5 protein-coding genes are annotated in these 7,875 nt (G+C 40.9%); 2 read left to right on the plus strand and 3 right to left on the minus strand.

The window, feature by feature from the left end; all coding sequences use genetic code 11:
- Positions 1 to 26 precede the first annotated feature (26 nt).
- Both V7K89_RS16525 and V7K89_RS16530 read right to left on the minus strand, forming a co-directional pair.
- Positions 27 to 701, minus strand: coding sequence for a Uma2 family endonuclease (locus V7K89_RS16525; protein WP_335188907.1), 675 nt, complete (start codon positions 699 to 701; stop codon positions 27 to 29).
- A gap of 63 nt (positions 702 to 764) precedes the next feature.
- Entirely contained in the window at positions 765 to 1,532 is a 768-nt protein-coding gene (locus tag V7K89_RS16530) for a Uma2 family endonuclease (RefSeq protein WP_335188909.1), read from the minus strand.
- Positions 1,533 to 1,713: 181 nt separating this feature from the next.
- Between V7K89_RS16530 and uvrA the strand changes: the two genes are divergently transcribed.
- Together uvrA and V7K89_RS16540 are read left to right on the plus strand one after the other, a co-directional pair.
- The gene (gene uvrA, locus V7K89_RS16535) at positions 1,714 to 4,602 is read left to right on the plus strand and encodes an excinuclease ABC subunit UvrA (protein WP_335188911.1); all 2,889 of its coding nucleotides are present in this window, start codon (positions 1,714 to 1,716) and stop codon (positions 4,600 to 4,602) included.
- 153 nt (positions 4,603 to 4,755) lie between these two features.
- Complete coding sequence (locus V7K89_RS16540) at positions 4,756 to 6,996, plus strand: RNA-directed DNA polymerase (protein WP_335188913.1); 2,241 nt, start codon at positions 4,756 to 4,758, stop codon at positions 6,994 to 6,996.
- Between the two features lie 250 nt (positions 6,997 to 7,246).
- Here V7K89_RS16540 and V7K89_RS16545 read toward each other — a convergent pair whose 3' ends face one another.
- Positions 7,247 to 7,633 (minus strand): hypothetical protein, encoded by a 387-nt coding sequence (locus V7K89_RS16545; protein ID WP_335188915.1) that lies wholly within the window; start codon positions 7,631 to 7,633, stop codon positions 7,247 to 7,249.
- Positions 7,634 to 7,875: the final 242 nt, after the last annotated feature.

Below are 7,875 nucleotides of genomic sequence, written 5' to 3' on the forward strand. Positions count from 1 at the left end.
CAAATTAACCAAACCAATTATTGCATCTATTGCCCGAAGGCAATATATTTTAGAGGCACTATCTGTAGCCAGCTTTTAGAGAATTGGTATAATTCACCATTATCATCCCACCAACGCAACCAATAACCTGTGCGGTTTTCTCGGCTTCCTTGCCATAAACCTAAAAACAAATTCATTTCGACAATCCAGTGACGATTATTTGCATCTGGTGTTTGCAGTTGATAATATCCGAAATCATCTCGCCGATAAACTTCTAACACTCCGCTATCTGGTTCAAAAATGGCATAGTTTGGCACTTGTAAAATCTGCTCATAATAAAACCATTTACCAGGGGGATAGGTCGGTTTACTCGAATACTCTCCACCTTCGGTATCTGAGAGAAATTCCATCACAATTACGGGAATATCACCTTGGAGTTGTGGCGTATAACTGCGCTTCACTTCTTCTCGTGAGACTCGAATAGATGATACATAACCCCAATCTGGTGCTTTGACCACAAATCGATTATTCAAGGTGGCGCAGATGCCGTAGTTAGTGATGGTTAAAGCATCGGTGGGTAATCTGCCAGCAAGTTCCAAGCTTTCTGTTAAAGCAGCAGCCAAAAGTGGCTGATTAATGTTATCCACTGGCTCGTTGTCTAAAACAAAATCATCAGGTAACTTTTCCCAAGTAACTTGATGGGTGGCTGCATTGGCTAGCATAATCAGAATATTTCAAGTACAACTTTAATTTCTAATAGCCCGATTAAAAAATTGCACACGGCATTACTCCTGAGCAAGGGTTCGCACTTCTTCCACTGACAATCCCAAAGCTTGGGCAATCTGTTCGATACTCAAATTCATTTGCAATAATCGAGGTATGGCATCTCTTCTCGCTTGTTCTGCAAGTTCCGCTCGTTGGCGTTCTTGTTCCGCCCGTTGTCGTTCTTGTTTTGCCTGTTGCCGTTCTTGTTCAGCGTTGCGAGAAATTTCTGTATAAGTTAAAAACCGTTCTCCGTCAGGGCGATATAACTGTAAACCCTCTGGTGATGGAGCAAACCGAATGTTCAACCGAGGACTTACCCAATCTTCCATTTGGGGGATGACATCTAACCCATCTTCACCACGCAACCATCCATGCAAATTATGGCGCTCAGGATCGTAAATGTAGTACTCTTCCACGCCATAGCGATCATAGAAAAGTAATTTCTTGTCCATTTCAGTTTGGGTGTTGCTCGGAGAAAGAATTTCAAACACCACTTGCGGTGCAACTCCCTCTTCTTTCCATTGTTGGTAGCACAAGCGATCGCCTTTTGGTCTACCCAATACCACCAGCACATCTGGGGCGTTAACAATTGTGTTGCGTCCCTCTACCGGATACCAAAATAAATCTCCGGCGACAAAAACATTTGGATCGTCAGCAAATAGCCACTCTATATTTTGCTTAATTTCTACAATCCAGCCAAACTGTATGGTATTATTAGCCACTGGTTGTCCGTCACTATCTGGGTAGATGACCTCTGGCTGGGTCGGCGGTTGGATTTGCGATACCATAGCTTCGCCCTCAGAAGGATATTTAATCGGGATGCTTTCAAATTAGCAGACTCTTAAAGATGTCTGCGCCATAAATCTGGAATGACAACTAACAAAACAGTACGATTGTTCTACTATAAACTGATTAAAGATAGTATTATTAAGGACTGTTTCATAAGAAACTCCTTCTTCGCCGCCCAATATGTCAGACCAACAGCTAGCAGCATCCTTGAATGGACATCTTCCGTACCCCAGCCACAACAGCCAGAATACCATTCGGATTCGGGGTGCTAGGCAGCATAATCTGAAAAATATTGACTTGGAATTGCCACGCGATCGCCTAATCGTATTCACTGGCGTTTCTGGTTCTGGTAAGTCTTCCCTGGCATTTGATACCATTTTCGCTGAAGGGCAACGCCGCTATGTGGAATCCCTCAGTGCCTACGCCAGGCAATTTCTCGGACAACTGGATAAGCCGGATGTGGAGGCGATCGAAGGCTTAAGTCCAGCAATTTCCATTGACCAAAAGTCAACCTCTCATAACCCCCGTTCGACTGTGGGTACGGTGACAGAGATTTACGACTATTTACGGCTGTTGTTTGGTCGAGCTGGCGAACCCCATTGTCCGATATGCGATCGCTGTATTGCACCCCAGACAATTGATGAGATGTGCGATCGCATTATGGAATTACCAGACCGCACCCGCTTCCAAATTCTTGCACCTGTTGTTCGGGGAAAAAAAGGTACACACCGAAAGCTTTTGTCAAGTCTGGCATCCCAAGGTTTTGTCCGCGTGCGGCTCGATGGCGAAGTACGCGATCTGTCAGATTCGATTGAATTGGATAAAAATTTTAGCCACACCATTGAAGTGGTAATTGATCGCTTGGTGAAAAAGGCTGATATTCAGGAGCGTTTGGTTGATTCTTTGTCTACGTGTCTCAAGCAATCGGGTGGGATTGCGGCCATTCTGGTGAGCCTGCTTGGTGACGACGGACAAGAAAAAGAAGAAGAATTAGTATTTTCGGAAAACTTTGCCTGTCCAGAACATGGCGCAGTAATGGAAGAATTATCGCCGCGATTGTTCTCTTTTAACTCACCTTATGGTGCTTGTCCACACTGTCATGGCATCGGGACTTTAAGAAGATTTGCACCAGAGTTGATCGTACCCGACTGGGAAGCGCCAGTTTATGCTGCGATCGCGCCTTGGTCAGAAAAAGATAATTCTTATTATCTGGAATTACTCTATAGCGTCGGACAGATTTATGGATTTGAGTTACAGACCAATTGGAACAAGCTGACAGAAGAACAACAGCAAATTGTTCTGTATGGAGAGAAAAATGAACGAGCCGCAGAGGCACAGAGGAAGCAGAGTTTTAAAGGTACTATTCCAATTTTGCAACGACAGTATGAGGGTGGTTCGGAATTAGTTAAGCAAAAATTAGAGCAGTATTTAATCGATCAACCGTGTGAAGTTTGTCAGGGAAAACGGTTAAAACCGGAAGCATTGGCGGTGAAGTTGGGACAATATGGAATTTTAGAATTAACTGGGGTATCAATTCGGGATTGTCGAGAGAGAATTGAGCAATTTAAGTTGAGCGATCGCCAGTTACAAATTGCTGATTTAGTGTTGAGAGAAATCAAAGCTAGATTGCAATTTTTGTTAGATGTAGGTTTAGATTACCTCACCCTTGACCGTCCCGCCATGACTCTTTCTGGGGGTGAAGCCCAACGAATTCGTCTAGCAACGCAAATTGGTTCTGGTTTAACAGGAGTTCTCTACGTTTTAGATGAACCGAGTATTGGTTTGCATCAACGAGATAATGGCAGGTTGCTTAAAACCTTAACAAAATTGCGCGATTTGGGTAATACATTAATTGTCGTTGAACACGATGAAGAAACAATTCGTGCAGCCAACCATATAGTTGATATTGGCCCTGGTGCAGGAATTCACGGCGGAAATATTATCGCCCAAGGTGATTTTCAGGCATTATTAGTAGCAGAAGATTCCTTGACAGGTGCATATTTATCAGGAAGGCGAGTAATTACGACACCAGCACAACGCCGAGAAGGAAATGGGCGCAGTTTGGGAATCAAAAACGCCCATCGCAATAATTTAAGAAATATAGATGTAGATATTCCACTAGGTAAACTCGTCTCCATCACAGGTGTGTCTGGTTCTGGCAAATCTACCCTGATTAACGAGTTACTGTACCCATCTCTGCAACACCATTTAACTAAGAAAGTTCCTTTACCCAAACATTTGGATAAAATTCAGGGATTGAATGCGATTGATAAAGCGATCGTTATCGATCAATCCCCTATTGGACGCACACCACGTTCTAATCCTGCAACTTATACAGGAATTTTCGATGCCATTCGGGATGTATTTTCTCAAACAGTAGAAGCCAAAGCTAGAGGTTACAAACCCGGACAATTTTCTTTTAACGTTAAAGGTGGACGTTGCGAAGCTTGTAGCGGACAGGGTGTGAATGTTATTGAAATGAACTTTCTTCCCGATGTTTACGTGCAATGCGAAATCTGTAAAGGTGCAAGATACAACCGTGAAACGTTACAGGTGAAGTATAAAGATAAGTCAATCTCTGATGTTCTGAGAATGACAGTTGAAGAAAGTTTAGACTTTTTCCAGAATATTCCCAAAGCGATCGCGCGTTTGCAAACTTTATTTGATGTCGGGTTGGGTTATGTCCAATTAGGACAACCTGCGACTACCTTATCTGGTGGGGAAGCGCAACGGGTGAAATTGGCAACAGAACTATCTCGACGCGCCACAGGTAAGACACTTTATTTAATCGATGAACCAACAACAGGATTATCTTTTTATGATGTCCACAAATTGTTAGATGTGTTGCAAAGATTAGTGGATAAAGGCAATTCAATTTTAGTAATTGAACACAACTTAGATGTAATTCGCTGTTCTGACTGGGTGATAGATTTGGGGCCAGAAGGTGGCGACAAAGGTGGAGAATTAATTGCTGTGGGTACACCAGAGGAAGTAGCAAAAAATCCCAGGTCTTATACTGGGCAATATTTGCAGCAGGTGTTGAAACAGTACCCGGCGCTGAAGAAGTAGTAAGGCGGTGAGGTGTGGTATTGAAAATTAAAGTATCTCATGTAGATTATTGAAAACTTTACTTTAGGCTTCACTTTCATAAGTATGTAATTATTTGCATTATAAATGTAGTGCAATATAATTGAAACTGCTTACAAGTAATTATTGTTACAAATGAACACTAGTATTTCAATATATGATAGCTTTATTAGCCTTGATAATCTCAAACTTGCTTGGGAGCGTGTTCGCTACTTTGATCGCTCTGATTCACGAGACTGGATTGGCTTAAAAGTATTTGCTGCCAATCGTGACCACAACCTTGAACTACTCAGACAAACTTTGATGGGGAGAACTTTTGAAGCTTCATACCCAGAAATTAAGTATCTCCCCAAGGCATCTCAGACTTTGCGTCCAATGGCAATACTGGCAGTTAGCGATCGTGTAGTCTATCAAGCTATAGCTAATGTTGTGGCTGAAAAGGCTAGACCAATTCTGTCTACAGCAGCTAATCGACAGTCTTTTGCTAATGTTTTGTCTGCTCCAGTACAGAAACCTATGTTTATGCCCTGGAAAATACAGTATCGTCTTTTCCAAAAAAAGTTTCAAACTCTGTATGAAGAAGGTAATGTCTGGCTAGCAGAAACAGACATGGCTGCTTTTTACGAGACGATAGACCAAACCATGTTGATTAAGTATCTGCGTGAACAACAGCTAGTTGATGACATAACGGCGGAACATCTCCGTATATACTTACCTATCTGGGCTTCAGTTAAAGGAGAAGAAACAATCAATCGTGGACTCCCACAAGGGTGCTTGGCATCAGATTTCTTCGCAAATCTTTTCCTGTATGGATTTGACAGGGAACTTTCTGTCCAAGAGTACCATTATATTCGATATGTAGATGACATTAGGTTACTTGCCAGAACTAGAGAAGCAGTTCAGCAAGGACTTATCAGAATTGACAGAACCTTAAAAACTTTAGGACTCCTTATACAAACTACTAAAACCACAGTACGTCAAATTAGCAATTTTGCCGAAGAGGCGGATCGAATGGCATCTAAATTATCAGAAGTAGATCGTAGATTTCGTGAGTTAAATGAGATACCAGACACAACATTACCTGATTCTTTAGCAGAACCATCATTACATGACGTTGCTCTTTTAGGTGAGGATTGTAAAATAGGCAATAGCAGCCTAGATTTATTAATAGCTACTTCGGGATTACAAGAAGATTTACTTGAGTTGTTTTGGCAATCAAAAAAGTCTATTGATGCTGGTGGAAATAATCCGTTTGCTGAACGTCATTTAAAGTTCTGTCTGTATCGTTTAGATCCGAATCCTGCGATTGTAACTGCAATATTACCATACTTGCTCGATAGACCTTGGCTCACTCAGCCGTTACATCAATATTTAAGAAAATGCGAACTTGATAAAGATGTTCTTGAGTTTCTTGATAAAAATATTATTGCTATACATAGTGTATATGACAGCACTGTAACATTTGCAATTGAAACTTTGATGCGCCAGAATTTTTCACTTCGTTATCATCATGGTTTATTTAGAAAATGGCTAACTGATAATAAGCGCGACTGGCCCTTACTTTGTGCTGCTGTAATGGCGTTAGGAGATAACCAAGAGAACATGAGTGTTTTGCTCAACGTAATTTCATCTTCTTCATATAGTCCATCAGTAAGACGTACAGCAATAATTCAAGCCTTACGACTGGCAATTGATGAGCATGAAGCTCTATGCATTCTCAAACAGAGCATTTATGACAAATCACCAATTGTGATTGATACTTTGCTATACCAGCTATACGTTGAACATGGTCTAACAATAAAGAAATTGGGTCTTGATGAAACCCAGCAACTCAGTGAATACTTGAGAAACTCTGCCAGAGGGTATGATAATTCGTTGCCTCATCTTCAACCATGCTACATACGGTATATTTTCACAAAATTTTACAGAGTCAACTTCTTTTCTCAGCCAGTAGACTTTCATGCTTTACTAGGTTCGGCATATCAACGTGCGACTGATTTTCTATGGCAATCTGATAAATCATACCTTTCTAACGCTTCGAGATATGCGTCTCAGTTAGATTTGTTCCATGAAGAATTACTCTATCCCATACTTGTAGAGAAACTAAAGTTGAAACCCAGTAGGGAAGATGTTGCAAAAATGCCTTTACCAAGCAGAATGCAATACATTCATAGTCAAGAACAAAAACTTAGGATATTTGCTAGTGGGTTACTCAAGTGTCATGATTTGAGATCATCAAGTACAGAAGCTCATACTCGGTTAGATAAAATTTTAGATCCAACAAACCCAGTTAGCTGGCATGAGCGCGATGCTCTCAAAAAGCAACTATGTGGTGCTTATCAAGAATTGGTAGATTGGCTGTTGCAAAATAAGTAATGATATTTGTGTATCATATCAATTATCTACAATACCGCTAGTTTAATATCTTTAAAATAATTTTATTCTAGCAGTATAAGACTAACTAATAGCTATCCGGCGGTGAAGAAGTAGAGTTTTGTCTCAGTCATAGACGCAAAGAAGCTTACCGCAGGGTAGGTGCAATTAAAAGCAGATCCCTAACTTATCGAACAAGTTGAGGATCTGCATTTTGTAATTCTCACAAATCAAATAGGATTGCTATAGATGTTTATGAAATTGTGGCTAAAGCTAGTTCTGCCAAAAAATATTTCAGATTTTCTTGCTGGGTGGCAAATTTTAAATATTGAGATGCCATTTCTGGTGTTAGCAATTCAATCATTAATCTGTTTTCCACCCAGAACTCAATCACATCAAAGAAAGAATCGCGGTTACAGCGCACTACACGCCAACCTTCACGAACACCGATTTGTTCAATTTCTTTCTGACTAATTGGTACAGAAATAGCCGCATGAATATCTGTATATCTGGAAGTAATAGCAGTACGCACAAATACGCATTTTTCATCACCTTCACCAGGTTCTATTTGAGAACCTAAAGGGTAAAGTTCAATGCCTGAAGATGAGTGGCTGCTGTATACAAGGAAGTAATTGGGCATACTGCTACCAAACTTAATTTAGACAAAAGTACAGGCGATCGCAAAATTGGGATTAGAAATGGGTGCTGGTTGGAATGTGTTGACTGCTTGTTCTGTCGAGAAGCATTGAATGCAGGTGTCAACTCTAAACTTGATGTAATTCTTACTATAACCTGAGTTCGGGTTAAGCAGGTTGAGATAAAAGCCACTCCATCTGAAGGCTGGGTTTCTTAGGTTGATGGCAATAAGCGATTAATCCGCAT

Source organism: Nostoc sp., assembly GCF_036917515.1.
GTDB lineage: Bacteria > Cyanobacteriota > Cyanobacteriia > Cyanobacteriales > Nostocaceae > Nostoc.

Bases quoted from the DNA above. Each gene is read 5' to 3' on its own strand.
- V7K89_RS16525 (WP_335188907.1), bottom strand. From the start codon at position 701: ATGCTAGCCAATGCAGCCACCCATCAAGTTACTTGGGAAAAGTTACCT.
- V7K89_RS16530 (WP_335188909.1), bottom strand. From the start codon at position 1,532: ATGGTATCGCAAATCCAACCGCCGACCCAGCCAGAGGTCATCTACCCA.
- uvrA (WP_335188911.1), top strand. From the start codon at position 1,714: ATGTCAGACCAACAGCTAGCAGCATCCTTGAATGGACATCTTCCGTAC.
- V7K89_RS16540 (WP_335188913.1), top strand. From the start codon at position 4,756: ATGAACACTAGTATTTCAATATATGATAGCTTTATTAGCCTTGATAAT.
- V7K89_RS16545 (WP_335188915.1), bottom strand. From the start codon at position 7,633: ATGCCCAATTACTTCCTTGTATACAGCAGCCACTCATCTTCAGGCATT.